General features: G+C 61.7%; 20 protein-coding genes and 1 other RNA gene. 13 read left to right on the forward strand and 8 right to left on the reverse strand.

Features of this window, described 5'->3' with window-relative positions; all coding sequences use genetic code 11:
• From smc to HU724_RS09775, 7 genes are all read left to right on the forward strand, one after another.
• On the forward strand, positions 1-3,489 hold the full coding sequence (gene smc, locus HU724_RS09745; RefSeq protein ID WP_186565755.1) for a chromosome segregation protein SMC: 3,489 nt from the start codon (positions 1-3) through the stop codon (positions 3,487-3,489).
• A 259-nt stretch (positions 3,490-3,748) separates the two neighbouring features.
• On the forward strand, positions 3,749-4,612 hold the full coding sequence (gene zipA, locus HU724_RS09750; RefSeq protein WP_016773851.1) for a cell division protein ZipA: 864 nt from the start codon (positions 3,749-3,751) through the stop codon (positions 4,610-4,612).
• A gap of 162 nt (positions 4,613-4,774) precedes the next feature.
• Positions 4,775-7,132: an NAD-dependent DNA ligase LigA gene (ligA, locus tag HU724_RS09755; RefSeq protein ID WP_186565753.1), complete on the forward strand. Its 2,358-nt coding sequence runs from the start codon at positions 4,775-4,777 to the stop codon at positions 7,130-7,132.
• 274 nt (positions 7,133-7,406) lie between these two features.
• A complete protein-coding gene (locus tag HU724_RS09760; RefSeq protein WP_186565751.1) occupies positions 7,407-8,570 on the forward strand; it encodes a zinc-binding metallopeptidase family protein in 1,164 nt (387 codons plus the stop codon).
• A 131-nt stretch (positions 8,571-8,701) separates the two neighbouring features.
• Positions 8,702-8,798: signal recognition particle sRNA small type (gene ffs / locus HU724_RS09765), an RNA gene on the forward strand.
• Between the two features lie 204 nt (positions 8,799-9,002).
• Positions 9,003-9,491 carry a hypothetical protein gene (locus HU724_RS09770; protein ID WP_186565749.1) on the forward strand — a complete coding sequence of 163 codons (489 nt, stop codon included), beginning with the start codon at positions 9,003-9,005 and terminating at the stop codon, positions 9,489-9,491.
• A gap of 36 nt (positions 9,492-9,527) precedes the next feature.
• Entirely contained in the window at positions 9,528-11,495 is a 1,968-nt protein-coding gene (locus HU724_RS09775; RefSeq protein ID WP_186565747.1) for a hypothetical protein, read from the forward strand.
• A gap of 107 nt (positions 11,496-11,602) precedes the next feature.
• On the opposite strand, the gene HU724_RS09780 is transcribed toward HU724_RS09775, so the two are convergent.
• On the reverse strand, positions 11,603-12,352 hold the full coding sequence (locus HU724_RS09780) for a substrate-binding periplasmic protein (protein WP_186565744.1): 750 nt from the start codon (positions 12,350-12,352) through the stop codon (positions 11,603-11,605).
• 145 nt (positions 12,353-12,497) lie between these two features.
• Between HU724_RS09780 and dnaX the strand changes: the two genes are divergently transcribed.
• From dnaX to HU724_RS09805, 5 genes are all read left to right on the forward strand, one after another.
• The gene (dnaX, locus tag HU724_RS09785) at positions 12,498-14,564 is read left to right on the forward strand and encodes a DNA polymerase III subunit gamma/tau (protein WP_186565742.1); all 2,067 of its coding nucleotides are present in this window, start codon (positions 12,498-12,500) and stop codon (positions 14,562-14,564) included.
• A 66-nt stretch (positions 14,565-14,630) separates the two neighbouring features.
• Positions 14,631-14,969 (forward strand): YbaB/EbfC family nucleoid-associated protein, encoded by a 339-nt coding sequence (locus HU724_RS09790; protein WP_003223337.1) that lies wholly within the window; start codon positions 14,631-14,633, stop codon positions 14,967-14,969.
• A 261-nt stretch (positions 14,970-15,230) separates the two neighbouring features.
• Positions 15,231-16,265, forward strand: a complete 1,035-nt coding sequence (curA, locus tag HU724_RS09795) for an NADPH-dependent curcumin/dihydrocurcumin reductase (RefSeq protein ID WP_024012324.1) — start codon at positions 15,231-15,233, stop codon at positions 16,263-16,265.
• 65 nt (positions 16,266-16,330) lie between these two features.
• Positions 16,331-16,933 carry a recombination mediator RecR gene (recR, locus tag HU724_RS09800; protein ID WP_016773861.1) on the forward strand — a complete coding sequence of 201 codons (603 nt, stop codon included), beginning with the start codon at positions 16,331-16,333 and terminating at the stop codon, positions 16,931-16,933.
• Positions 16,934-17,140: 207 nt separating this feature from the next.
• A complete protein-coding gene (locus tag HU724_RS09805; protein WP_186565740.1) occupies positions 17,141-18,289 on the forward strand; it encodes an acyl-CoA dehydrogenase family protein in 1,149 nt (382 codons plus the stop codon).
• A gap of 110 nt (positions 18,290-18,399) precedes the next feature.
• On the opposite strand, the gene HU724_RS09810 is transcribed toward HU724_RS09805, so the two are convergent.
• Both HU724_RS09810 and fnr read right to left on the reverse strand, forming a co-directional pair.
• Positions 18,400-18,948: an adenine phosphoribosyltransferase gene (locus HU724_RS09810; protein WP_024012326.1), complete on the reverse strand. Its 549-nt coding sequence runs from the start codon at positions 18,946-18,948 to the stop codon at positions 18,400-18,402.
• Positions 18,949-19,023: 75 nt separating this feature from the next.
• Positions 19,024-19,758, reverse strand: coding sequence for a fumarate/nitrate reduction transcriptional regulator Fnr (fnr, locus tag HU724_RS09815; protein ID WP_016773865.1), 735 nt, complete (start codon positions 19,756-19,758; stop codon positions 19,024-19,026).
• Positions 19,759-19,912: 154 nt separating this feature from the next.
• Here fnr and HU724_RS09820 point away from each other — a divergent pair, with 154 nt between their 5' ends.
• Complete coding sequence (locus HU724_RS09820; protein WP_186565738.1) at positions 19,913-20,395, forward strand: hypothetical protein; 483 nt, start codon at positions 19,913-19,915, stop codon at positions 20,393-20,395.
• On the opposite strand, the gene hemN is transcribed toward HU724_RS09820, so the two are convergent.
• The 5 genes from hemN to HU724_RS09845 form a co-directional block, all read right to left on the reverse strand.
• Complete coding sequence (gene hemN, locus HU724_RS09825; protein ID WP_186565736.1) at positions 20,392-21,774, reverse strand: oxygen-independent coproporphyrinogen III oxidase; 1,383 nt, start codon at positions 21,772-21,774, stop codon at positions 20,392-20,394. The genes HU724_RS09820 and hemN overlap by 4 nt on opposite strands.
• A 197-nt stretch (positions 21,775-21,971) precedes the next feature.
• Positions 21,972-22,655, reverse strand: coding sequence for a sulfite exporter TauE/SafE family protein (locus HU724_RS09830; RefSeq protein WP_041479091.1), 684 nt, complete (start codon positions 22,653-22,655; stop codon positions 21,972-21,974).
• On the reverse strand, positions 22,648-22,860 hold the full coding sequence (gene ccoS / locus HU724_RS09835) for a cbb3-type cytochrome oxidase assembly protein CcoS (RefSeq protein WP_039763029.1): 213 nt from the start codon (positions 22,858-22,860) through the stop codon (positions 22,648-22,650). The genes HU724_RS09830 and ccoS overlap by 8 nt, the downstream gene beginning before the upstream one ends.
• Positions 22,861-22,883: 23 nt before the next feature.
• Positions 22,884-25,334 (reverse strand): heavy metal translocating P-type ATPase, encoded by a 2,451-nt coding sequence (locus tag HU724_RS09840; RefSeq protein WP_186565734.1) that lies wholly within the window; start codon positions 25,332-25,334, stop codon positions 22,884-22,886.
• Positions 25,335-25,547: 213 nt separating this feature from the next.
• Positions 25,548-26,087, reverse strand: coding sequence for a FixH family protein (locus HU724_RS09845; RefSeq protein ID WP_186565732.1), 540 nt, complete (start codon positions 26,085-26,087; stop codon positions 25,548-25,550).

Here is a 26,087-nt window from a genome sequence, read left to right on the forward strand (position 1 = left end):
GTGCGGCTGAAGTGCATCAAACTGGCGGGGTTCAAATCCTTCGTCGACCCGACCACGGTGAACTTCCCCAGTAACATGGCGGCGGTCGTCGGGCCGAACGGTTGCGGCAAGTCGAACATCATCGACGCCGTGCGCTGGGTGATGGGCGAAAGTTCGGCGAAGAACCTCCGTGGCGAGTCGATGACCGATGTCATCTTCAACGGCTCGACCAGCCGCAAACCGGTGAGCCAGGCGAGCATCGAACTGGTGTTCGACAACTCCGACGGCACGCTGCTCGGCGAATACGCCGCCTACGCGGAGATTTCCATCCGCCGCAAAGTTACCCGCGACAGCCAGACCACTTATTACCTCAACGGCACCAAATGCCGTCGGCGCGACATCACCGATATCTTCCTCGGCACCGGCCTCGGCCCGCGCAGCTACTCGATCATCGAACAGGGGATGATCTCCAAGCTGATCGAATCCAAGCCGGAAGACCTGCGCAATTTCATCGAAGAAGCGGCGGGCATCTCCAAGTACAAGGAGCGTCGCCGTGAGACTGAAAACCGCATCCGCCGTACCCACGAGAACCTCGCCCGCCTGACCGACCTGCGCGAAGAGCTGGAACGTCAGCTCGAACGTCTGCATCGTCAGGCCGAGGCGGCGAAAAAGTATCAGGAACTCAAGGCCGAAGAGCGTCAGCTCAAGGCGCAACTGTCGGCGCTGCGCTGGCAGGATCTTAACGAGCAGGTTGGCCAGCGCGAGTCGATCATCGGCAATCAGGAAGTCAGTTTCGAAGCGCTGGTCGCTGAACAGCGTAATGCTGATGCGGCCATCGAACGCCTGCGCGACGGTCACCACGACCTGTCCGAGCGCTTCAATCTGGTGCAGGGACGCTTCTATTCGGTCGGCGGCGACATCGCCCGGGTCGAGCAGAGCATTCAGCATGGCCAGCAGCGGTTACGCCAGTTGCAGGACGATCTGAAAGAAGCCGAGCGCGCGCGTCTGGAAACCGAATCGCACCTTGGCCACGACCGCACGTTGCTGCTGACCCTCGGCGAAGAGCTGGACATGCTCACCCCCGAGCAGGAAGTCACCAGCGCCGCCGCCGAGGAAGCCGCTGCGGCCCTCGAAGAAGCCGAAACCACTATGCACGGCTGGCAGGAGCAGTGGGATGCTTTCAACCTGACCGCTGCCGAACCGCGGCGTCAGGCTGAAGTCCAGCAATCGCGAATCCAGCAGCTGGAAAGCAGCATGGAGCGTCTGGCCGACCGGCAGAAACGTCTCGCTGAAGAGCGCGCGTTGCTGTCCGCCGGCCCGGAAGACGCGGCGATCATGGCGCTCAACGAGCAGCTCGCCGAGTCCGAAGCGACCCTCGAAGATTTGCAGACCAGCGAAGAAGCGCAAGTCGAAAAGCTTGAACAACTGCGTCAGGAATTACAGCAGGCGTTGACTGCGCAGCAGCAGGCGCAGGGCGATCTGCAGCGACTCAACGGTCGTTTGGCGTCGCTGGAAGCCTTGCAGCAAGCCGCGCTCGATCCGGGCACCGGCACCGCTGAATGGTTGAAGGAACACAATCTCGCCGAGCGTCCGCGTCTGGCCGAAGGCCTGAAGGTCGAGGCCGGTTGGGAGCTGGCGGTGGAAACCGTGCTCGGTGCCGATCTGCAAGCGGTGCTGGTCGACGATTTCAGCGGTTTTGATTTATCCGGCTTCACTCAAGGCGATCTGCGCCTGCTCAGCCCGGCCAGCGATGGCGTGCGGGTGGCCGGCAGTCTGCTGGACAAAGTCGAGGCGCAGATCGATCTGTCGCCGTGGCTTGGTCAGGTCAAACCGGTCGACAGCCTTGAACAGGCGCTGGCCTTGCGCGGCCAGTTGAGCTCTGGGCAAAGTCTGATCAGCCGCGACGGCTATTGGGTCGGTCGGCACTTCTTGCGTGTACGTCGCGCCAGCGAAGCGGAAAGCGGCATGCTCGCCCGTGGCCAGGAAATCGAAGACCTGCAACTGGAGCGTGAAGAGCGTGAAGCCACGGTCGAGGCCATGGAGACCCGCCTGCAAACCCTGCGCGCGCAACAGCGCCAGCAGGAAAACGGCCGCGAACATCTGCGCCGCTTGCTGCAGGACGAAGCGCGCCAGCAAGGCGAACTGAAAGCACAATTGTCCGCCGGCAAGGCCAAGGCCGAGCAACTGACATTGCGCCGCACCCGTCTCGATGAAGAACTGGTCGAACTCGCCGAACAGCGCGAGCTTGAGCACGAACAGGTCGGCGAAGCGCGCATGAATTTGCAGGAAGCGCTGGACGCCATGGCGCTCGACACCGAGCAGCGCGAGTTGCTGCTGGCCCAGCGCGACAGCCTGCGCGAACGCCTCGATCGCGTGCGTCAGGAAGCGCGGCAGCACAAGGATCACGCCCATCAATTGGCCGTGCGCCTCGGCTCGTTGCGCGCCCAGCATGACTCCACGCGCCAGGCGCTGGAGCGTCTGGAGATGCAGGCCGAGCGCCTCACGGAAAAGCGCGAACAGTTGAGTCTGAATCTGGAGGAGGGTGAGGCGCCGCTGGAAGAGCTGCGTCTGAAACTCGAAGAGTTGCTCGACAAGCGCATGACCGTCGATGAAGAGCTCAAGACCGCGCAGATCGCCCTGGAAGACGCCGATCGTGAATTGCGCGACGCGGAAAAACGCCGCACCCAGGCCGAGCAGCAATCGCAGTTGATTCGCGGCCAGCTCGAACAGCAACGCATGGAATGGCAGGCGCTGACCGTACGGCGCAAGGCTTTGCAGGATCAATTGCTCGAAGATGGCTACGATCTCAACGGCGTGCTCGCCACATTGACCGCACAAGCCAGTGAACGCGAAGCCGAAGAAGAACTCGAACGCATCAACGCGCGGATTCAGCGCCTGGGTGCGATCAACCTCGCGGCCATCGATGAATACACGCAACAATCGGAGCGTAAACGTTATCTGGATGCGCAGGACGCCGATCTGGTCGAAGCCCTGGAGACCCTGGAAAACGTCATCCGCAAGATCGATAAGGAAACCCGCAACCGTTTCAAAGATACCTTTGATCAGATCAACGGTGGTTTGCAGGCACTTTTCCCGAAAGTTTTCGGTGGCGGGCGCGCGTATTTGGAACTGACGGGCGAAGATCTACTCGATACAGGGGTGACGATCATGGCGCAGCCGCCCGGGAAGAAGAACAGCACCATCCATTTGCTCTCCGGCGGCGAAAAAGCCCTGACTGCACTGGCCCTGGTTTTTGCCATCTTCAAGTTGAACCCGGCGCCGTTCTGCATGCTCGATGAGGTTGACGCGCCACTGGATGACGCTAACGTTGGACGCTACGCACGCCTGGTCAAAGAGATGTCGCAGACCGTGCAGTTCATTTACATCACCCACAACAAGATCGCCATGGAAATGGCCGAGCAGTTGATGGGTGTGACGATGCATGAACCGGGCTGTTCGCGACTGGTGGCGGTGGATGTCGAGGAGGCGATGGCGATGGTGGATGCCTGAGTCGGTGTGGTGTCGGAATAGTTTTGGAGGTCTGTAGGACTTTTTACTGACACCGGCTGAATGGCCAATCGACATATTCGCGCAAGCCAAATGAGACAGACGGTGTAAAGTTGTCTTTGGTCGTGCTAGTTTAATGTCAATTTTTCGTATACGTGGGCAAAACGCCTGTCAGAACATAGAGTTGGCGCCACGTTTTAAAGCGGTTTACGCAGTGTAAACCCCTTATTTTTCAGCATTTTTTATAGAGGCACGGGATTACATGGAAATCGGTCTGCGCGAGTGGCTGATCGTCATCGGCATCATTGTGATAGCCGGTATTCTTTTCGATGGCTGGCGCCGTATGCGCGGCGGCAAGGGAAAGCTGAAATTCCGTCTCGACCGGAGCCTGTCCAATCTGCCGGACGAGGACACCAGCGCCGAGCTGTTGGGCCCGGCCCGCGTCCTGGATACGCACAAAGAGCCGCAATTGGACGAGCACGATCTGCCGTCGGTGAGCATGCCCAACCGCGAAGCCCGCGAGCCGCGTGAATCCGGTTCGAAACGTGGCAAGCGCGGCAGCAACGGCCCGGCGCAGGGCGACTTGAACCTCGACCTCGATCTGGACGGCGGTCCGAGCTTCAGCAGCCGCGATGACGATTTCGCCGAAGACAGCAAGCCGGCAGCGGCCGTGGCGGAAAAAGATCAGCCGCAAGCCGAGGAAGTCCTGGTGATCAGCGTGATCTGCCGCGACCCGGCCGGCTTCAAAGGCCCGGCGCTGCTGCAGAACATTCTCGAAAGCGGCCTGCGTTTCGGCGAGATGGACATTTTCCACCGCCACGAAAGCATGGCCGGCAACGGCGAAGTACTGTTCTCCATGGCCAATGCGGTCAAGCCGGGCATCTTTGATCTGGACGACATCGACCACTTCAGCACTCCAGCGGTGAGCTTCTTCCTCGGTCTGCCAGGCCCGCGTCATCCAAAGCAGGCTTTCGACGTGATGGTCGCGGCAGCCCGCAAGCTGTCCCAGGAACTGAACGGCGAGCTGAAAGACGACCAGCGCAGCGTACTGACCGCGCAGACGATTGAGCACTACCGTCAGCGCATCGTCGAATTCGAACGCCGTGCCCTGACCCAGAAGCGCTAAGGCCAAATCAAAAGATCGCAGCCTTCGGCAGCTCCTACAGAGGATCGCGATACTGTAGGAGCTGACGAGTGCAACGAGGCTGCGATCTTCTGGCACCGCCGCCGATAATGGAATAAAACTGGAGCAGCCTCGGCTGCTCTTTTGCTTTATGAGAGAACACCCATGACCGCCGCCAAAACCCGCATTCTAGAGCTGCGCGCTGAGCTGGACCAGCACAACTACCGCTACCACGTTCTCGACGAGCCGAGCATTCCCGATGCCGAGTACGATCGCTTGTTTCACGAGCTCAAGGCACTGGAAGCGGCCAACCCGGAACTGATCACCAGCGATTCGCCGACCCAGCGCGTCGGCAGCATGGCGTTGACCGCGTTCACTCAGGTGCGTCACGAAATTCCGATGCTCAGCCTCGGCAACGCCTTTGAAGAATCCGACATGCGCGAGTTCGATCGCCGCGTCACTGAAGGCCTCGACGTGCCGGCCGGCGATCTGTTTGGTGGCGGCGCGGCGGTGGAATACAGCTGCGAGCCGAAGCTCGATGGCCTGGCGGTCAGCTTGCTGTATCAGGATGGTCTGCTGGTGCGCGGCGCCACCCGGGGCGATGGCACCACCGGCGAAGATATCAGCGTCAACGTGCGCACCGTGCGCAATATTCCGCTGAAGCTGCACGGCGAAGGCTGGCCGGCGACGCTGGAAGTGCGCGGTGAAGTGTTCATGTCCAAGGCCGGTTTCGAGCGCCTCAATGCTTCGCAACTGGAAATCGGCGGCAAGACCTTCGCCAACCCGCGCAACGCGGCAGCAGGCAGCCTGCGCCAGCTCGACTCGAAGATCACCGCCAATCGTCCGCTGGAATTCTGCTGCTATGGCATCGGTCAGGTGTCTCACGATATCGCCGACACCCACATCGGTAACCTCAAGCAGTTGCAGAAGTGGGGCATGCCGATCAGTCACGAACTGAAGCTGGCCAAGGGCATTGATGAGTGCCTGGAGTATTACCGCGACATCGGCGAGCGCCGTAACTCGCTGGCCTATGAAATCGATGGCGTGGTGTTCAAGGTCAACAGCATTGCCGACCAGCGTGAACTGGGCTTCCGCGCCCGCGAGCCGCGTTGGGCGATTGCGCACAAATTCCCGGCGATGGAAGAACTTACCGAGCTGCTCGACGTGGAGTTCCAGGTCGGCCGCACCGGTGCGGTGACTCCGGTGGCGCGTCTGAAACCGGTGAAGGTCGCCGGCGTCACCGTGGCCAACGCCACGTTGCACAACATGGACGAAGTCGCGCGGCTGGGCCTGATGATCGGCGACACGGTGATCATCCGCCGCGCCGGTGATGTGATTCCGCAAGTGGTGCAGGTAGTCATCGAGCGTCGCCCCGATGACGCGCGCCCGGTGGCCATTCCTGAAAGCTGCCCGGTGTGCGGCTCCCACGTTGAACGCACGCAACTGGTCAAGCGCAGCAAGGGCAAGGAAACCTTCAGCGAAGGTGCGGTGTATCGCTGCGTCGGCCGACTGGCCTGTGGTGCGCAACTGAAACAGGCGATCATTCACTTCGTCTCGCGCCGGGCCATGGACATCGAAGGCTTGGGCGACAAGAGCGTCGAGCAACTGGTCGACGAAGGTCTGGTCAGCTCGCCAGCCGATCTGTATGCGCTGAAGTTCGACGACATCGTCGATCTGGAAGGCTTCGCCGAGGTATCGAGCAACAAGCTGCTCAAAGCCATTGAAGACAGCAAGCAACCGAGCCTGGCACGTTTCATCTATGCCCTCGGCATTCCCGATGTCGGCGAAGAGACGGCGAAGGTGCTGGCGCGTTCGCTGGGTTCGCTGGAACGCGTGCAACAGGCCTTGCCGCATGTGCTGACCTACCTGCCAGATGTCGGCCTGGAAGTGGCGCACGAGATCCACAGTTTCTTTGAGGATGCGCACAACCAGCAGGTCATCAGCGAATTGCTCGGCCATGGTTTGCAGATTCAGGATCAAGGCGAGTTGGGCGCCGAATTCGCCGCCAGTACCACCCTGGGCGGCTTGCTCGACAAACTGCACATTCCCTTCGTCGGCCCCGGTGGTGCGCAGAAACTCGCCGATCGCTTCGGTTCGCTGGAAGCGGTGATGAACGCTGACTGGCTGGACATGCGCCAGGCATTGCCGGAGAAGCAGGCCAACTCGGTGCGCGAGTTCTTCGCCTCGCCTGAGCATCGGCAACTGGCCGAGCGGGCCGAGCAGCAGCTGCGCGATTTCGGCATGCATTGGCAGAGCGAGAAAAAAGTCGTCGAAGGTCTGCCGCTGTCCGGCGAAACCTGGGTGCTGACCGGCAAGGTCGAGTTGATGAGCCGGGATGTGGCCAAGGAGCACCTGGAAAGCCTGGGTGCCAAGGTCGCCGGTTCGGTGTCGGCGAAAACCCATTGCGTGGTCGCAGGCCCGGGTGCCGGGTCGAAACTGACCAAGGCCAACGAGCTGGGCGTGAAGGTCATGGACGAAGAAGCGTTTATCGCCTTCCTCAAAACCCACGGCGTCGCTGTCTGACCGGATGAACACCTGTGGTGGGGAGATTTATCCCTGTCCGAATGGACACCTGTGGCGAGGGGATTTATCCCCGCTGGGTTGCGCAGCGACCCCAAAACCCTGCGACCGATCATTTCATCTGTATCGAGTGTAAGGTTTTTTGCGACTGCTGCGCAGTCGAGCGGGGATAAATCCCCTCACCACAACGGCGGTGTCACTCAGGAGCGGGCTATATTCGGGAACGATGTTGTCTTCCGGATGATCTAGTCTTGGCCAGTCCCAGGGAGAGATCGCCATGCACCGTTTTTTCGAGCAGCTCAGTTCCCGCATCATCGCGCCGTTCGTGGCCGGATCCTCGCGCAACAGCAAAGTCTGGCCGTGCCGTTGCGGCCAGTCGCTGTTCTTTCGCAACAGTCAGTGCCTGGCCTGTAACGCCTTGCTCGGCTATCAACCTGAAGAAAGTCGCCTGACCTCGCTGCAGCCGGGGCCGGAAGAGGGCACCTGGACACTCGACGCCGATCCCGACGCCGGACTGTTCCGCCGCTGCGCCAACCTCGACATGCCCGCCGCGTGCAACTGGCTGCTGCCGGCCAACGATCACGACACCTTGTGCATCGCTTGCAGCCTCAACCGCACCATTCCCGACCTGTCGGTCGCGGAAAATCCTGAACGCTGGCGCAAGGTCGAAATCGCCAAGCGCAGACTGGTCGCGCAACTGATCACCCTCGGCTTGCCGGTCATCCCGAAAACCACCGATGAAGAAACCGGGCTGGCGTTCGACTTCATCGGTGTTGACCTGGAAGGCAACGCGCCGATGACCGGCCACGCCAATGGCCTGATCACCCTCGACATCAAAGAGGCCGACGACGCTCACCGTGAGCAGGTCAGGGCGGCGATGCACGAACCTTACCGCACGCTGCTCGGGCATTTTCGTCATGAGGTCGGCCACTACTACTGGGATCGCCTCATCGCCAACGGCCCTTGGCTGGACGCGTTCCGCAATCTGTTCGGCGACGAGCGCGCCAGTTACGCCGAGGCGCTGGACCGGCATTACCAGCAAGGCGCACCGCTGGACTGGCCGCGGCACTACGTCAGTGCCTACGCGACCATGCACCCATGGGAAGACTGGGCGGAAACCTGGGCGCATTACCTGCACATGATGGATGCGGTCGACACGGCGCTGGGCTTCGGCATGAGCGCGCGGGAAATGGACTTCGACTATCAGCCGTTTCCGACTAGCACCCTGTACGACCCGGAGCACCCCGGCGGCACGGCATTCCTGTCGTTCGTCAATGCGTGGATCGAACTGGCGGGCATGCTCAACGAACTGTCGCGCAGCATGGGCCAGCCGGATTTCTATCCGTTCGTACTGCCGGCGGCGGCGATCGCCAAGCTGCACTTCATTCATCTGGTGATCCAGCAGGCGGGCGGCAGGGCGGATGAGGTGCTGGCCTTGTAGGTGCCGCAGGCCGTGATGTTTATGTCCTTGAAGCCGTTCAGGTTTTTTATCTGCAACCAATGGTTGTAAGTTCATCTCAGACAGGTACAATGGCGCGGCTCGCCGACAGGCAAGCGTCGTTATGGTGACCCCATCGGTCCCCCCGCAACGATTACCCGTGAACCTGGTCAGATCCGGAAGGAAGCAGCCACAGCGGGAACATTGTGTGCCGGGGTGTGGCTGGTGGGGGCACCACCTTAACGAACCTACCGAGAATTCAAAGAGAACTGCATGGGTTTCGCCCACTGCGGTTTTTTTATGCCTGCGATTTGGCTAGTGGCGTTGACCCGCCATCGGAAACGTGCGATCAGCCGCGCAGCGTCCCGGTGCCCGTGCGGCTGTCGACAGCGAACAGTGGCATACTCCCCCGCCTGGCATTGAGAGGTAAGGCAAGTGGGTGAAATCGACGATCTGACTCGTGAAAAACTGCGCGAATGGCAGATGCGGCGTCTGGAAGTCAAAGCGCAGATGCAGGATCAGCCCGAACGCACGCTGGAGCTGTCGCGAGTACTTGACCTGATGGATGAAGAACACGCTGCGATTCTGGCGGCTTCGACCGTGTTCAACGCGGCTGAAGAAACTGCGCAGCCGCTCGCGGTGCAGGACCAGCCCGTCATCACTGAATCGGTGGCCGGCCAGTACGACCTGCAACTGCACGCCAGCGCGCAAAACCCTGAACACCTGCGCAAACTGCTGGAAATGGCGCTCTACGAAGTGCAGGCGCAGATCGATGCAGCGGCGGTGGCCAGCGGCACTGAACGACGCGGCATGTCCGGCACGCTCGGCGGTTACTCCTTCGAGCTGCGGATCGGCCCCGAGTCCGGCAGTGAGAGAAACTTGCCGCAGTCCCATGAAATGCACGACGAGAATGACCAGGACTGATCTGGTGTTGTATTAAAGCCCAGGCGGCGAGGTTGTATGCACCCGGAACATTTTGATTTGGCCACCCCGGTATTTCTGCCCATCACCCATGATGCGTGTACGGCGCTGTTGCAGCCCGAGGGTGTCGCGACACTGGCCAGCCTGAGCGACCCGGAACTGGCGGCAGTGCTGGTCATTCAGAACCTCGCCCAGGCCACGGAACAGGATTTGAGCGCCAGCGCAGCGGAGAAGATTCTCGCCAGACTCATTGACTGGTCTGTCACCTCTCGGCGCACCGGATCGGCAGGACTGCTTGCAGAGGCGCGGCGTCTGTTCGATTCGCGCAAATTGTATTTCGGCCTCAATGCGCTCAAAGGCCTGAACCTGCGTTTTCTCATGGCCGATGAAGTCGCCGCGCAGGCATTTCTGTTGCCCAGCGGGCAGTGGGATCTGGACTACAAGATCCGCCATCAGCAACAGAACAACCCGTTTCGCCAGCAAATGGTCACGCCACGTGAGCGCGAGCACTGGTTAAGCGCAGCGCAGGACAAGCTGCTGCGAACCTTCCGTGCCAACCTCGACGAAGACCTGCACGTGCAGGGTTATGCGGGCATCGGCAAGAGCTACATGCTCAGCGCGCTGATCGAATGCCTGCGCTCGAAACGCACCCTGGTACTGGCGCGCACCCCGGCGAAACTGGCGACGCTGCGCAAGCACATCGTTCAGGTCCACGACACGGAAATTGGCCAGACCTTTTTCGATTTCGCCCAGGCTCAGCTGCTTGGTCCCCGGTTGCCTATGGCCAGGACGCCGGCGCGTCTGCCGAGCAAGCAGGCGCTGGCGCAGGAACTGAATATCTTCGGCTTTCGCCACCACGACGGGCCGGGCACCCTCGAAGTTTGTCTGCGCGTGCTCAAGTTGTACTGCGCCTCAAGAGATCACACGCTGTCCGCCAGGCACTTGCCGCATTTTCAGCAGCCCTTGACCGGCGCTGACTCGCAGGCGCTGCTGGAATACTCCAGTCGCCTGTGGGTGTATCTGGAAGCCAATCCGGCCTGGGCCAGCCAGAGCGGTTTTCCCACGTTGCTGATGATCAAACGCGCCAGTCTCGCCGGTTGCCGCGTCCCGCCGCGCTACATCCATGTGATCATCGACGAAAGCCAGGATGTGCCGGCGTCGTTGCTGCAAATCATCGAGCGCGGGCAGCAGGTGCTGATCACCCTCGGCGATGAGTATCAGCAGGCCACGGGCGAGGCGCCCAAGCGCAAGCGTGAAGTTCGTCAGAGCGATATCTGCTACTCGGTGCGCTCGGGGCGCAATGTCGAGCGCCTGGTCAATCCGCTGATCTCGCGCCACACGCACAAGAGCAAAGTGCCGTTCGAAGGCGCTCGTCACGCCGATGTCGATATCGAGTACTACCCGCAAGCCTTCGTGCCGCCCGAAGGTTGCGTGGTGCTGACCGCGTCCCCGTGGGACACGATGATGTGGGCCATCCACCTGCACGATTGCAATTGCGCCTTCAGTTTCCCCGACCGGGAAGCGCAGGACGACATCAAGCATTTCATGACCACCGCCATCGAGCTGTTCCGGCGCGATTTCTACAGCGCCGGGTCCGGCGAGAAAGGACCGCACCCGTATTTCAGCGACATGGCTGATTGGCAGCAGGTGCGTGAGGCCAACCGTTTCGACGAGGCGTTTTTGTGGATCGAAGCGCAACTGCAAAACGGCTTCATGATTGCCGACCTGACGCGACTGAGCCAAAAGATCATTGAACCCGGCAAAGCCTGTCTGTTGATGATGGCCGAGCGGGCTGGCGGCATGGAATTCAAGCGCGTGCTATTGACCCGGACGTTGCTCAGTAACGAGAAATTCAAGGATGCCTACGAGTTCGATCAGCGCATCTGCGCGGTGTACATCGCCGTGTCTCGTGCCCGGCAGCAGCTTTATCTGCCTTACGACGTGGTCGAGTGGATCGATTATCACCACAGCCGTGAGCCGAAATTCCGCGAATCGCACGGTTATTGACCCGGCCAACCCTGTGGGAGCGAGCTCGCTCGCGAAGGCGTCGGTGTGTTCAACAACTGTGTCGCCTGACATACCGCTTCCGCGAGCAGGCTCGCTCCCACAGGCGGTTAGGGTGTGGTTGAAGAGGCGCCGGTGTACAACCGGATAGTGTCGTCGATCTCGCCGGACATTTTCATCCGCAGCAACGTGCGCAGGATCCGCTGCACCGGCACGTTCGGGTCGTTCCTCACATAGCAGCCGATATTCTGTTCCTGCAGCACCGCGACCCCTTGCAACTGCTGCTCCGGCAACAGGCGCTGATTGATCCAGTCCAGCGTCCACTGATTGCTCACCGCAAAGCGATATCGCCCGGCTAGGAGCTTTTCCAGTACCTGTTCCTGATTGCGCGCGTCTTCGCGTTGCAACTGGTCAGCGTCGAACAGCGGCTGCAGGGTAGGGTAGCTGTAACCGAGGACGGTGCCGATGGCCTGGCGCGGCAGCCGGGCGGGGTTGATCTGCGCCGGTTGTTCCTTGCGGCTGATCAGCAGGTCGCGCTGGAACCACAACGGTATGCTCCAGATGTAATCGCCGGACTGATTCGGTAGCCACGACTGTGCGGCATAGCAGCGCACGTCGATGTCGCCGTGCTCCATGGCGCTCTGAACCCGCGCGCGCGGCAGGACGACGAATTGCGCTGGCGCGCCAACCTGGGTCGCCAGGCTGAGCAGGACGTCGTGCAGGATGCCCTGGGTCGGACTGCCGCCTTGCAGTTGCACCATCGGCATCGCCCAACTGTCCGGCACGGCGAAGCGCAACGGCGCTTGCGCTGCCATCGCGTTGAGGCTGATACCCAGCAATGCCGCCACGGCCCACCGCATAAACGCTCCGGTAATTCCCCATCCCGAGCTGATAAAAGCCTCTGCTGATGCAGCTTAGCCATATTAGACGAGGACACCGGATGCAATTTTGCCCTTGCTCCGCTAGCATTAGCCGCTTCTGCTTCCTTCGCTGCGACGGTTTTCGATGAGTTATCAGGTTCTTGCACGTAAATGGCGTCCACGCTCGTTCCGCGAAATGGTCGGCCAGACCCATGTGCTCAAGGCTCTGATCAATGCCTTGGACAGCCAACGGCTGCACCACGCCTACCTGTTCACCGGGACGCGCGGGGTCGGCAAGACCACCATCGCGCGGATCATTGCCAAGTGCCTGAACTGCGAGACAGGTATCACCTCCAGTCCCTGCGGCGAGTGCTCGGTGTGCCGCGAGATTGATGAGGGGCGTTTTGTCGACCTGATCGAGATCGACGCCGCCAGCCGCACCAAGGTCGAAGACACCCGCGAACTGCTCGATAACGTGCAGTACGCGCCAAGTCGTGGGCGCTTCAAGGTCTACCTGATCGACGAAGTGCACATGCTTTCCAGCCATTCCTTCAATGCGCTGTTGAAAACCCTCGAAGAGCCGCCGCCCTACGTCAAATTCATCCTGGCGACCACCGATCCGCAGAAACTTCCAGCAACGATTCTTTCGCGTTGCCTGCAGTTCTCCCTGAAAAACATGACGCCTGAGCGTGTGGTCGAGCATTTGACCCACGTGCTGACCGCAGAAAACGTACCGTTTGAAGACGATGCACTGTGGCTGCTTGGTCGCGCTGCTGACGGCTCGATGCGTGACGCCATGAGCCTGACCGATCAGGCCATCGCGTTCGGTGAAGGCAAAGTGCTCGCTACCGACGTGCGCGCGATGCTCGGCACGCTGGATCACGGTCAGGTCTATGACGTGCTGCATGCGCTGATCGAAGGCGATGCCAAGGCGCTGCTCGAAGCCGTGCGTCACTTGGCCGAGCAAGGCCCGGACTGGAACGGCGTGCTCTCGGAAATTCTTAACGTGCTGCACCGCGTGGCCATCGCTCAGGCGTTGCCGGAAGGGGTCGACAATGGCCACGGCGACCGTGATCGCGTATTGGCCCTGGCCCAGGCCCTGCCGGCCGAAGACGTGCAGTTCTATTACCAGATGGGCCTGATTGGTCGCCGCGATTTGCCGCTGGCGCCGGACCCGCGCGGCGGTTTCGAAATGGTCTTGCTGCGAATGCTCGCGTTCCGCCCGGCGGATACAGCGGATGCACCGAGGCAACCGCTAAAGCCAGTGGGGATCAGCCAGGCCACAGTTGATTCCGCTAACTCAGTGGCTGCCGCGCCGAAGCCTGCGCCGGTGGTCGCTGCGGCTGTTGCGCCGATACCTGCGCCGGTTGCCGAGCCAGAACCTGTGGCGCCGGTTGTCGAAGCACAACCGGAGCCTGAGCCAGTCGCCGTCGAAGCCGTGGTCGATCTGCCGTGGAACGACCCGGTGGAAGCCGAGGCCGAGCCTGCGCCCGTTCAGCAACCCGCTGTCGAACCAGTGCTGGAAACTGCTGGCGAGCAGCCCGAGCTGCCGCCGATGCCGCTGCCGACCCCGGACAGCGTGGTGCCGGATGCGCCGGAGTGGGCCGCTGCGCCAATTCCCGAGCCGTCCGTCGCCGACGTCGATGCCGCTACGCCGGGCATGGACATGGACGACGAACCGCCGCTGGATGAAGACTACATCGAGCCGGACATGGATTCGGCCTACAGCTACCTCGACGAACTGGCCAGCGAACACGCCGCCGATCCAGAACCTGAGCCCGAGCCGGAACCTGCCGCCGCGCCGGCCACCGGTCTGGCCCTGCAATGGCTGGAGCTGTTCCCGAAGCTGCCGATTTCCGGCATGACCGGCAGCATCGCCGCCAACTGCACGTTGATTGCGGTCGATGGCGATCACTGGCTGATGCACCTTGATCCGGCTCACAGTGCCCTGTTCAACGCCACGCAACAGCGTCGTCTCAACGACGCGTTGAACCAGTTCCACGGGCGCACGCTGACCCTGACCATCGAGCTGATCAAGCCTGAGCAGGAAACCCCGGCCCAGGCCGCCTCGCGCCGCCGCGCCAATCGCCAGCGTGAGGCGGAGGAATCGATCCACGGTGATCCGTTCATCCAGCAGATGGTTCAGCAGTTCGGCGCGGTGGTGCGAAGCGATACTATTGAACCTGTCGACGCCTTGGTCACCCAAGGCTAATAACTGAAGGTGCTCGGCCTCGATGGCCGGGCGCTGTTTTATCCAAGTACGTTTGAGGTGATTCCCATGATGAAAGGTGGCATGGCCGGCCTGATGAAGCAGGCGCAGCAGATGCAGGAAAAAATGGCCAAGATGCAGGAAGAACTGGCCAACGCCGAAGTCACCGGCAAGGCCGGCGGCGACATGGTCACCGTTGTGATGACCGGTCGTCACGACGTCAAGAGCGTGAGCATCGACCCAAGCCTGGTCGAAGGCCTGAGCGAAGACGACAAAGAAATGCTGGAAGCCGTGGTCGCCGCCGCCGTCAACGACGCCGTGCGCAAGATCGAAGCCAACAGCCAGGAAAAAATGGGCAGCATGACCGCTGGCATGAACCTGCCAGCGGGTATGAAACTGCCATTCTGATTCGCCTTTGGGCGGCAGATGAGCTACACAAAATGCCAGGCATTGTGCCTGGCATTTTTGTTTCTGCCTGACGGGCATGTGCCGGCAGACTGACGCTTTCGCGAGCAGGCTCGCTCCCACAGGGATTGCATTTCAAAGTGTGGGAGCGAGCCTGCTCGCGAAGGCGGCGCCTCGGTCAAAACTGCAGAAACATCGAACACACCACCGTTACCAAGGTCTGCTCCCTATACACCGAATTCCCCATTCACAGGAGACGCTGACATGTCCGACCCTCTCACCCTCAATCAACGCTTCGTCCTCGCCTCGCGCCCGACCGGCGCGCCGACCCCGGAGAACTTTCGTCTCGAGCGCGAGGCGCTGCCGGATCTGCAGGACGGTCAGGTGCTGCTGAAAACCCTGTACCTGTCGCTCGACCCGTACATGCGCGGGCGTATGAGCGACGCACCGTCCTACGCTGCGCCAGTGCAAATCGGCGAAGTCATGACTGGCGGCGCGGTCAGCCGGGTCGAGCAGTCCAATCACCCGAAATTCCACACCGGTGATCTGGTGGTTGGCGCCACCGGTTGGCAGAGCCACAGCATCAGCGACGGTCGCAACATCATGCCGATCCCGGCCGGCCTGCCGAGCCCGTCGATGGCCCTCGGCGTACTGGGCATGCCGGGCATGACCGCGTACATGGGCCTGATGGACATCGGCCAGCCGAAAGAAGGCGAAACCCTGGTGGTGGCTGCGGCGTCCGGCGCCGTCGGCTCGGTGGTCGGGCAAGTGGCGAAGATCAAAGGCCTGCGCGCGGTCGGCGTGGCCGGTGGGGCCGAGAAGTGCAAATACGTCGTTGAGGAGCTGGGTTTTGATGCCTGCATCGACCACAAGGCCGATGACTTCGCCGAACAGCTGGCCAAAGCCTGTCCGAACGGCATCGACATTTATTATGAGAACGTCGGCGGCCATGTTTTCGACGCAGTCTTGCCGTTGCTCAACCCCAAGGCGCGCATCCCGTTGTGCGGCCTGATCGCCGGCTACAACGCCGCCGAAGCGCCAACCGGCCCGGATCGTCTGCCAATGCTGCAACGCACGCTATTGACCAAGCGCGTGCGTATTCAGGGCTTCATCGTCTTCGATGACTATGGTGATCGTCAGCCGGAATTCATCAGCCACATGGTGCCGTGGGTACGCGACGGCAAGGTGAAATTCCGCGAGGACGTGGTCGAAGGCCTGGAGCAGGCGCCCGAGGCGTTCATCGGTCTGCTGGAAGGGCGCAACTTCGGCAAACTGGTGGTCCGGGTCGCCCAGGACTGAGATTTGACGCTGGCCAGAGGCGCGGGTATAAACCGCGTCTCGTTGTTTAGTCGGACTGTTTACCCATGAGCTTCAGCCCTTTGATTCGCCAACTGATCGACGCTCTGCGCACCTTGCCAGGCGTGGGTCAGAAAACCGCTCAGCGCATGGCGTTGCAGTTGCTCGAACGTGATCGCAGCGGCGGTACGCGTCTGGCCCAGGCCTTGAGCCAGGCCATGGAAGGCGTCGGCCATTGCCGCCAATGCCGTACGCTGACCGAAGACGATCTGTGCCCGCAATGCGCCGACCCGCGCCGCGATGACACGCTGCTTTGCGTAGTCGAAGGGCCGATGGACGTTTATGCGGTGGAGCAGACCGGCTTCCGTGGCCGCTATTTCGTGCTCAAGGGGCACTTGTCGCCGCTGGATGGCCTGGGGCCGGAAGCGATCGGGATTCCGCAACTGATGGCGCGGATAGAAGAGGCGGGGACCTTTACCGAAGTCATCCTCGCCACCAACCCGACCGTGGAAGGCGAGGCGACGGCGCACTACATCGCGCAGTTGCTCAACAACAAAGGCCTGGTCGCCTCGCGGATTGCCCACGGCGTACCACTGGGCGGTGAGCTGGAGCTGGTCGACGGCGGCACGCTGGCGCATTCGTTTGCCGGGCGTAAACCTATCTCCCTGTAAGTCTCTATCGCCCTTTCGGGCCACATCGCTGGCAAGCCAGCTCCCACAGTGTTGGATGTGACCCACAGCATATGTGTCCACACCGAACCCTGTGGGAGCTGGCTTGCCAGCGATGGCCGCGCCGCGGTCCATCTGATTCACACAATTTCATTGATAACCAAGCAAGCGCTCGGTTAACGTCGGCGAACCCTTCCGTGGAGCTCGCCCATGCCTGCCTTTCAGGAATACTTCGACCCCAGCCATCAATTGGTCCGCGACAGCGTCAGACGTTTCGTCGAACGCGAGATCCTGCCGGACATCGATCAGTGGGAAGAAGCCGAAAGCTTTCCCCGTGAGCTGTACCTCAAGGCCGGTGCGGCGGGCATTCTCGGTATCGGCTATCCCGAGGCGCTCGGCGGCAGCCATGAAGGCGATCTGTTCGCCAAGGTCGCTGCCAGTGAAGAGTTGATGCGCTGTGGCTCTGGTGGCCTGGTGGCGGGGCTGGGTTCGCTGGATATCGGCCTGCCGCCGATCGTCAAATGGGCGCGGCCGGAAGTGCGAGAGCGGGTGGTACCGCTGGTGCTCAGCGGCGAGAAAATCAGCGCGCTGGCAGTCACCGAGCCCGGCGGCGGCTCCGACGTCGCCAACTTGCAAACCCGCGCCGTGCGTGACGGTGACTTCTACCGGGTCAGTGGCAGCAAAACTTTCATCACCAGCGGTGTGCGCGCGGATTTCTACACCGTCGCGGTGCGCACCGGTGCGCCGGGGTTCGGCGGTATCAGCCTGTTGCTGATCGAGAAGGGCACGCCGGGTTTCAGTGTCGGTCGGCAATTGAAGAAAATGGGCTGGTGGGCGTCGGACACCGCTGAATTGTTCTTTGACGATTGCCGCGTGCCTGTAGGAAACCTCATTGGCGGAGAGAACATGGGCTTCGCCTGCATCATGGGCAATTTCCAGAGCGAACGGCTGGCGCTGGCGCTGATGGCCAACATGACTGCGCAATTGGCGCTGGAGGAGAGCCTGAAGTGGGCGCGCGAGCGTGAGGCGTTCGGCAAACCCATCGGCAAATTTCAAGTGATCAAACATCGCCTCGCCGAAATGGCCACGGCGCTGGAAGTGTCGCGCGAGTTCACTTATCGGCAAGCGGCAAAAATGGTGGCGGGGCACAGCGTAATCAAGGAAATTTCCATGGCGAAGAACTTCGCCACCGACACCTCGGACCGGATCACCACCGAAGCGGTGCAGATTCTTGGCGGGCTCGGTTGCATGCGTGAAAGCCTGGTGGAGCGGCTGTATCGGGATAACCGCATTCTGTCGATTGGCGGCGGGACGCGGGAAGTGATGAACGAAATCATCAGCAAGCAGATGGGGCTTTAAATCTTGCGGTGTAGCTGCCGGCCCCTTCGCGACCAGGCTCGCTCCCACAGTTGTAATGCATTGCCCTGTGGGAGCGAGCCTGCTCGCGAAAGCGGCCTGTCAGACGCTGCTTATTTATCGGTCAAAGCAAACTGCGTCAGGCAAAACGTCGGAATGCCCATGTCCTGCAAGCGCTGCGAGCCTTGCAGCTCTGGCAGATCAATGATGGCCGCCGCTTCATGCACCCGCGCGCCCATGCGGCGAATCAGGTTGGCTGCTGCGATCAGCGTGCCGCCGGTAGCGATCAGGTCATCGAACATCACCACCGAATCGCCTTCACACAGGCTGTCGGCGTGCACTTCCAGAAACGCTTCGCCGTACTCGGTCGCATAACCTTCGGCGAGCACGTCCGCCGGCAGTTTGCCTTGCTTGCGGAACAGCACCAGCGGCTTGTTCAACTGGTAGGCCAGTACCGAACCGATCAGAAAACCACGGGCATCCATGGCGCCGATGTGGGTGAAGTCGGCTTCGACATAGCGGTGGGCGAAGCTGTCCATCACCAGGCGCAGGGCCGTCGGCGACTGGAACAGCGGGGTGATGTCGCGAAAGATCACGCCCGGTTTCGGAAAGTCGATCACGGGGCGGATCAGGGATTTGATGTCGAAGGAGTCGAAGACCATCGGGGTGTCCTGGCAGGGCTGCAAACGGCGCAGTATACCCGCGGCTGAAACGATTCGCTCAACCGCGGGTCGTGATCAGCCTTCGATCGAACCGCCAGCCAGCGCGCACAACTGGATCGGGTCGAGAATGTGGATCTCCTTGCCCTCGGCGGCGATCAATTCGTTCTGCTGGAAACGGGTGAACACCCGCGACACGGTTTCCACCGCCAGGCCCAGGTAATTGCCGATTTCATTGCGCGACATGCTCAGGCGGAACTGGTTGGCCGAGAAGCCGCGAGCGCGGAAGCGGGCCGACAGGTTGACCAGGAAGGTAGCGATGCGCTCGTCGGCGGTCTTCTTCGACAGCAGCAGCATCATTTGCTGATCGTCGCGAATCTCGCGGCTCATCACCCGCATCAACTGGCGGCGCAATTGTGGCAATTGCAGCGCGAGTTCGTCGAGGCGTTCGAAGGGGATTTCGCAGACCGAAGTGGTTTCCAGCGCCTGGGCCGAGACCGGGTGTTTTTCGGTGTCCATGCCCGACAGGCCAACCAGTTCACTCGGCAGGTGGAAGCCGGTCAGTTGCTCTTCGCCGGCATCGCTCAGGCTGAAGGTTTTCAGCGCGCCGGAGCGGACTGCATAAACGGAATCGAAGGTGTCGCCCTGGCGGAACAGGAACTCGCCTTTCTTCAGCGGGCGGCCGCGTTTAACGATTTCGTCGAGCGCATCCATGTCTTCCAGATTCAGAGAAAGTGGCAGGCAGAGCGGGGCCAGGCTGCAATCCTTGCAGTGGGCCTGGTTGTGAGCGCGCAGTTTGACTGGCTCGGACATTTCTTCAATCCTTGTGGGAAAACACACATAAGCCGTAAGGGTAACCCACGGAAGGACATTCAGGCCAGCACGCGGCGGCGTTGTCCTACAGACATAAAGCCGCAGCACCGGCGGCCGATAACCCACTATCAGTACTCATCCAAGGAAGGCCCCGATGACCGCCATTGGCACGCTAAGCCCCGGTAGCAACGGCATTGCTGCTTCGCCGGAGGTAACCGGTCCCGACGCTGCAATCGACCGCGACGACGCTTTGTCGAATGCGGCAACCCCGACCTTGGTCGAGGGCGTCAAAGTGTCGCTGTCCGGCGCGGCCATCGCCAAATCCGCCGCTGTCGGCGGCGAAAACAGTGACATCGACAACAGTGGCTTGCCGGAGAACATCCAGCAGTTGCTGAAGATGATTCGCAAGATCCAAAAAGAAATCATCGAGAAAAAAGCGCGCATGGCGGCGGTCATGTCAGACAGAACCCTCTCCAACGAGGAAAAGATCAACAAGCTCGCCGCATTACGTGGCGCCATCGCCGCCCTCAACAGCGGCCTGATCACCGCCAACCTTTCCTTGTCGAAAGTCATGAACCAGTCGGCGCTCAACCCTGATCAGAACCTCAAGGTCGGCTCGTTGCTGACCAAGCCTTAAATCACTCGGGAGAAACGCTGGCGGTTCTGCTGCTCCAGGTACGCATCGAAAACCATGCACGCTGAGCGCACCAGCAATCGGCCAGCCGGCAGCACCTCAATGCGCTCGCGCTCGAGTCTGATCAGGCCATCCTCGGCCATACCTTGCAACTGCGGCCACAGCGCGCCGAAGTAACCTTGAAAATCGATGTTGAACTGCTGCTCGATCTCGGCGAATTCGAGTTTGAAATTGCAGATCAGCTGCTGAATCACTGCGCGGCGCAAGCGGTCGTCGGCGTTGCACACCAGGCCGCGACTGGTCGCCAGCTGCGCGCTGGCCAGGCTGTTCTGATAGGCAGTGAGGTCACTGCTGTTCTGGCAGTACAGATCGCCGATCTGGCTGATCGCCGACACGCCCAGACCAATCAGGTCGCAATGGCCGTGGGTGGTATAGCCCTGAAAGTTGCGTTGCAGGGTGTGTTCTTCCTGAGCGATGGCCAGTTCGTCATCGGGCAGGGCGAAGTGATCCATGCCGATGTAGCGGTAGCCGGCAGCGGTCAGTTGCTCGATGGTGCGCTGGAGCATTTCCAGCTTGTGCGCCGGGCTCGGCAAGTCGCTGCTGTTGATCCGCCGTTGCGGCATGAAGCGTTCCGGCAGGTGCGCATAGTTGAATACCGAGAGGCGATCCGGTTGCAGACTGATCACTTCCTCGACGGTGCGGGCGAAATTGTCCGGTGTCTGCTTCGGCAGGCCGTAGATCAGATCAATGTTGATCGAACGAAATTGCAGGGTTCGCGCCGCATCGATCACCGCGCGGGTTTCTTCCAGGCTTTGCAGGCGATTGACTGCGCGCTGCACCGCCGGGTCAAGATCCTGCAGGCCAATGCTGACCCGATTGAAACCCAGTTCGCGCAGCAGGCCCATGGTCGACCAGTCGGCCTCGCGCGGGTCGATTTCGATGCCGTAATCGCCCGAGTCATCGTTGAGCAGATTGAAATGCTTGCGCAGGTGCGCCATCAACTGACGCAACTCGTCGTGGCTGAGAAAGGTCGGTGTGCCGCCACCGAAATGCAGCTGCTCGACGGTTTGCGCCGGGTCGAGGTGGCAGGCAATCAACTGGATTTCCTGCTCGAGCCGTTGCAGATACGGCTGCGCACGGCCGCGATCCTTGGTGATGACCTTGTTGCAGGCGCAGTAGTAACAAATGTTCGCGCAGAACGGCACATGTACGTACAGCGACAACGGCCGCTGCGCCTTGCGGCTGTCGCGCAGGGCATGGAACAGGTCGAAAGTGCCGACCTGACCGTGAAATTGCACGGCGGTCGGGTACGAGGTGTAGCGTGGCCCCGCCAGATCGTAGCGGCGGATCAGATCAGAGTCCCAACGAATGGCGTCGAGCATGCGGGCATTCCCCCGGATAGGCTGGCAGTGTGGCGAGTCTAGGGGAGGGCGTTACAGGGCATCTTGATTTGCATCAACGGCGAGGATTTGTGTTGTTCGTGCGGGCGTCTTCGCGAGCAGGCTCGCTCCCACATTGGATTTGCAGCGTACTCAAGACCTGTGGGAGCGAGCCTGCTCGCGAAGGCCGCGCCACACATTTAATGGCCCATGAGCCAATGCTGATGCGGGCCGGGAAGGGTCCATAAGCCAAACAGAATCACCAACAAACCGCCGGCCATGCGCACGCTGCGTTTGCGCAAGATCGCCGTCACCCGCTCAGCCGCCAGTCCGGTGGCGAGCAGCACCGGCCAGGTGCCGAGGCCGAAAGCGAGCATCAGCAACGCACTGTCCAGCGCATTGCCCTGACTCGCGCTCCACAGCAAGGTGCTGTAAACCAGCCCGCACGGCAGCCAGCCCCACAGCGCACCGAGCAGCAAGGCGCGGGGCAGGCTGGAAACCGGCAGCAAGCGATTCGCCACCGGTTGAATGAAACGCCACAAGCCACGCCCGAGCGCTTCGATACGGGTGAGCCCGCTCCACCAACCGGCCAGGTACAAGCCCATGGCGATCAGCAGCAACCCGGCCAGTACGCGCATGAACAGCGCCGCCGGGCTGTTGGCGACGGCCCAGCCGGCGAGGCCGATGAGCAATCCCGCCGTGGCATAACTGAGAATCCGCCCGAGGTTATACGCCAGCAACAGACGAAAGCGCCGGCTGCGCTGCTCCTTGGGAATCGCCAGGGTCAGCGCGCCCATCAGGCCGCCGCACATGCCCAGGCAGTGGCCGCCTCCGAGCAGGCCGAGGATCAGCGCCGAGACCAGCAGGGGCGCCAGTTCAAGCATGGGGTGGCGCCTTGTCGTCCGGTTTGCCGGCGTTGGCTTCGTCCACTGCAGCGGTGTGGTTGGGATCCTGATCGTCAAACAGGATGCTGTGCGCCGGGCCGTCGAGGTCATCGTACTGGCCGCTGTCCACCGCCCAAAAGAAGATGTACACGGCGATGGCCACGATGAGCAAGGCAGCGGGAATCATCACGTAGAGAGCTGGCATCGGTAACTCCAGGCCCGCGCGGCTCAGGCCGGCAGCGGGCGGGTTTGGGTCGGGCTGCCGGCGGCCGGCGCGCTCGGCAGAAGAGTCAGGCGCAGGGCGTTGAGCACGACGGTCAGCGAACTGATCGACATGCCGACCGCCGCCCACACCGGAGTGATCCAGCCGAGGGCGGCGAACGGCAACATGAGGCCATTGTACAGCGCCGCCCACAGCAGGTTTTCGATGATTACCCGGCGCGTGCGTCGCGCCAGCGCGAAGGCCTGTACCAGGGCGTCGAGGCGGTTGGACAGCAACACCGCATCGGCGCTGGTTTTCGCCAGATCGGTGGCCGAGCCCATCGCCACGCTGATATCGGCCGCAGCCAGTACCGGCACGTCGTTGACGCCGTCACCAAGCATCAACACTTTGCGTCCTTCCGTGTGCAGTTGTTGCAGCACTTGCAGTTTGTCATCGGGGCGCAAGCCGCCACGAGCCTCGTCGATGCCCAGTTCGGCGGCGACACTGGCGACCATCGGCGAACTGTCGCCGGACAACAGCAAGGTGCGCCAGCCCCGCGCTTTGCAAGCCGCGAGCAGAGCGGGGGCATCGTCACGCAGGCGATCATCGAGCACCAGCCACGCCAGCGGCCCGTGGGTGTCAGCGAGCAGCAACCATTGTCCGGCTTCATCAGGCATTGACGGCAGTGCCGCGCCGCTCAGGGCGCAGGCAAATTCGGCCTGACCGATGCGCAAGCGTTGCTCACCGACCACGCCCTCCAGGCCAAGCCCCGGTGTGCTGTGTACGTCCTCAGCGGCCAGCGGCGCACGGCCGAAAGCGCGGGCAATCGGGTGTTCCGAACGGTTTTCCAGCGCAGCGGCAAGGCTCAGGCATTGCTCGCTGTCGAGCGCGCCGAGCGGGCGAATCGAGCGCAGCACCAAGCGGCCTTCAGTGAGCGTGCCGGTCTTGTCGAAGATCACTGTGTCGATCTGGTTCAAGCCTTCCAGCACATGGCCGCGTGTCAGCAGCAGGCCGAGTTTGTGCAGGGTGCCGGTGGCGGCAGTGAGGGCGGTCGGCGTCGCCAATGACAGCGCGCACGGGCAGGTCGCCACCAACATGGCGAGGACGATCCAGAACGCCCGCGCTGAGTCCAGCTGCCACCACAGCAGGCCGATCACTGCCGCAGCAATCAGCGACAGCAGCAAAAACCATTGCGCGGCGCGGTCGGCGATTTCCGCCAGACGCGGTTTCTGCGCCTGAGCGCGATCGAGCAGGCGCACGATCGCGGAGAGACGCGTGTCCTGTCCCAGCGCCTGCACTTGCACGGTCAATGCGCCTTCGACGTTGAGCGTGCCCGCAGTGACCGCATCACCGAGCGTGCGCGGCTGTGGCAGGTATTCGCCGGTCAGCAGCGATTCGTCGATGCTTGACTGGCCGTCGATGATCTTGCCGTCAGCCGGTAGAACCGAGCCCGGCTGCACCAGTATCCGCTCGCCCACACGCAACTCGCTGAGCAGGATGCGTTCGCTCTGGCCATCGCTATCCAGGCGCAGGCACGAGGCCGGCAACAGGTTGACCAGTTGCGCAGTGGCGGCAGCGGTGCGTTCGCGGGCGCGGCGTTCCAGATAGCGCCCGGCCAAAAGAAACAGGGCGAACATGCCGACCGCATCGAAGTACAGCTCGCCGACCCCGGTGATCGACGTCCAGATTCCGGCGATGTAAGCACTGCCGATCGCCAGTGAAACTGAAACGTCCATGGTCAGGTGGCGCGTACGCAAATCGCGCATCGCGCCTTTGAAGAACGGCGCGCAGCTGTAGAACACGATGGGTGTGGTGAGAAACAGCGCGACCCAGCGCAGGATCGTGTGCAGCTCGGGGCTGAGGTCGATGTTGAATTCCGGCCAGGTGGCCATGGTCGCCATCATCGCCTGAAACCACAGCAACCCGGCGACGCCGAGCTGGCGCAGGGCCAGGCGATTCTCGCTGGCCAATTGTTCGCTGGCGCGATCGGACTGGTACGGGTGGGCGGCGTAACCGATGTGGCGCAGCTCGGCGAGGATCTGGCTCAGCGGCAATTGCGCGTCGGCCCAACGCACGTGGAGGCGATGGTTGGACAGGTTCAACCGCGCTTCGGCGACGGCGGGCAGGGTGCGCAGGTGTTTCTCGATCAGCCAGCCGCAAGCGGCGCAACTGATGCCTTCCATCAACAAGGTGGTTTCGGCCAGATCGCCTTCGTGGCGCACGAAGGGTTGCTGCACGTCGGCGCGGTCGTACAGCGCCAGTTCATCAGTCAGTTGCACCGGCAGCGCTTCGGGATTGGCCGACGCTTCGCTGCGATGCTGGTAATAGCTTTCCAGACCACCGGCGACAATGGCTTCGGCCACGGCCTGACAGCCCGGGCAGCAGAATTCGCGGGATTGTCCGAGGACGACAGCGGTGAAGCGGCTGCCCGATGGGACGGGCAGGGCGCAGTGGTAGCAGGGAACTGGGGTGGTCATGGCATTGATGAGGGTGTGAGCCCTTGCATTGGGGGTGTTCGCTTGCCCTCACCCCAGCCCTCTCCCGGAGGGAGAGGGAGCCGATCGGTGTGAGCCTGAAGAGCGGCTTCAGTCGCCGACATTGTCACTGTCATACGCCCCGCTTCCAGGCAACCGAAATCAGTCCCCTCTCCCTCCGGGAGAGGGCTAGGGTGAGGGGCTCTTGATTTTGATTCACTTCTTCAGATCTTCCGCACCCTGCAATGGCTCATCACCCAGCAGTAGTTCCTTGTCATGGCTGACCAGCTCTTCTTCAAACATGCGCCACACGTGCTCATCCTGGCTGCCAAGCAACTCGACAAACCGTCGCCCTTCGACCTTGTCGCTTAACTGGCCAATGTAGCGCCCGCTGTCGCTGCCACTGCGGGTCAGCATGATCTTGCGATCCTTCTCCGGCTGGGTCGGCGAGATCAGGTTCAGTTCCAGGGTTTGCGGCTGGCTGTCACCGTTCAAGCGCAGATCGACTTCACCGGTCACATCATCCAGATGCACCGCTGCACGCAGCTTCAGGGTTTGCGCCAGCAGCTCGCGATCCAGTGAACGGTTGATGCCTTTGCCCGCTTCGTAATAGTTGTCGTTGACCAGGTTGTCCGGGTTGTTCACCGCGATGGTCACCATGGACAGGGTCAAGGCCACCGAGCAGGCCAGAATCGCGATGATGATCCACGGCCAGAGGTGCTTGTACCAGGGACTTGCGGCGTTTGCAGCGGGCAT

The organism is Pseudomonas iranensis, from assembly GCF_014268585.2.
GTDB lineage: Bacteria > Pseudomonadota > Gammaproteobacteria > Pseudomonadales > Pseudomonadaceae > Aquipseudomonas > Aquipseudomonas iranensis.

Bases quoted from the DNA above. Each gene is read 5' to 3' on its own strand.
- zipA (WP_016773851.1), top strand. From the start codon at position 3,749: ATGGAAATCGGTCTGCGCGAGTGGCTGATCGTCATCGGCATCATTGTG.
- ligA (WP_186565753.1), top strand. From the start codon at position 4,775: ATGACCGCCGCCAAAACCCGCATTCTAGAGCTGCGCGCTGAGCTGGAC.
- HU724_RS09760 (WP_186565751.1), top strand. From the start codon at position 7,407: ATGCACCGTTTTTTCGAGCAGCTCAGTTCCCGCATCATCGCGCCGTTC.
- HU724_RS09775 (WP_186565747.1), top strand. From the start codon at position 9,528: ATGCACCCGGAACATTTTGATTTGGCCACCCCGGTATTTCTGCCCATC.
- HU724_RS09780 (WP_186565744.1), bottom strand. From the start codon at position 12,352: ATGCGGTGGGCCGTGGCGGCATTGCTGGGTATCAGCCTCAACGCGATG.
- dnaX (WP_186565742.1), top strand. From the start codon at position 12,498: ATGAGTTATCAGGTTCTTGCACGTAAATGGCGTCCACGCTCGTTCCGC.
- HU724_RS09790 (WP_003223337.1), top strand. From the start codon at position 14,631: ATGATGAAAGGTGGCATGGCCGGCCTGATGAAGCAGGCGCAGCAGATG.
- curA (WP_024012324.1), top strand. From the start codon at position 15,231: ATGTCCGACCCTCTCACCCTCAATCAACGCTTCGTCCTCGCCTCGCGC.
- recR (WP_016773861.1), top strand. From the start codon at position 16,331: ATGAGCTTCAGCCCTTTGATTCGCCAACTGATCGACGCTCTGCGCACC.
- HU724_RS09805 (WP_186565740.1), top strand. From the start codon at position 17,141: ATGCCTGCCTTTCAGGAATACTTCGACCCCAGCCATCAATTGGTCCGC.
- HU724_RS09810 (WP_024012326.1), bottom strand. From the start codon at position 18,948: ATGGTCTTCGACTCCTTCGACATCAAATCCCTGATCCGCCCCGTGATC.
- fnr (WP_016773865.1), bottom strand. From the start codon at position 19,758: ATGTCCGAGCCAGTCAAACTGCGCGCTCACAACCAGGCCCACTGCAAG.
- HU724_RS09820 (WP_186565738.1), top strand. From the start codon at position 19,913: ATGACCGCCATTGGCACGCTAAGCCCCGGTAGCAACGGCATTGCTGCT.
- hemN (WP_186565736.1), bottom strand. From the start codon at position 21,774: ATGCTCGACGCCATTCGTTGGGACTCTGATCTGATCCGCCGCTACGAT.
- HU724_RS09830 (WP_041479091.1), bottom strand. From the start codon at position 22,655: ATGCTTGAACTGGCGCCCCTGCTGGTCTCGGCGCTGATCCTCGGCCTG.
- ccoS (WP_039763029.1), bottom strand. From the start codon at position 22,860: ATGCCAGCTCTCTACGTGATGATTCCCGCTGCCTTGCTCATCGTGGCC.
- HU724_RS09840 (WP_186565734.1), bottom strand. From the start codon at position 25,334: ATGACCACCCCAGTTCCCTGCTACCACTGCGCCCTGCCCGTCCCATCG.
- HU724_RS09845 (WP_186565732.1), bottom strand. From the start codon at position 26,087: ATGCCCGCTGCAAACGCCGCAAGTCCCTGGTACAAGCACCTCTGGCCG.